Annotated in this window: 1 protein-coding gene; it reads left to right on the plus strand. The window is 67.2% G+C overall.

Features of this window, described 5'->3' with window-relative positions; translation table 11 throughout:
• Positions 1-497, plus strand: a 497-nt coding sequence (locus tag INT51_RS21980) for a transposase (protein ID WP_193107514.1), incomplete at both ends; no start/stop codon positions are given.

Genomic DNA, 497 nt, shown 5'->3' on the forward strand with positions numbered 1-497 from the left:
GGCTTCGGCTACCACCCCTTGTGCGCGTTCCTCGACCACGGCCAGACCGGGACCGGTGAACCGCTGGCAATCCACCTCCGCCCCGGCAACGCTGGCTCCAACACGGCCGCTGATCACATCAACGTGACGCGTGAGGCTCTTGCTCAGCTCCCACCGGGTCTGCTCTCCTGCGGTGGACGGGGCTCGAAGAAGACCCTTATCCGCACCGATGGGGCCGGCGGCACCAAGGACTTCATCCAGTGGCTGACCACACGGCGGCTGGCCTACTCGGTCGGGTTCTCCCTCCCCGCCAACACCCCTGACCTGCTGAAACGGATCGATGAGGCGAAGACGTGGACTCCCGCCTATGACGGTGATGACGACGGGCTCCGCGACGGGGCGTTCGTGGCGGAGCTGACCGGGCTGCTGGACCTTTCCGGCTGGCCCGAGGGGATGCGGGTGATCGTGCGCAAGGAGCGTCCTCATCCTGGGGCGCAGCTGCGGATCACCGATCACGA

This window comes from Brachybacterium sp. FME24, from assembly GCF_014897705.1.
In the GTDB taxonomy this organism is placed as follows: Bacteria; Actinomycetota; Actinomycetes; order Actinomycetales; family Dermabacteraceae; genus Brachybacterium.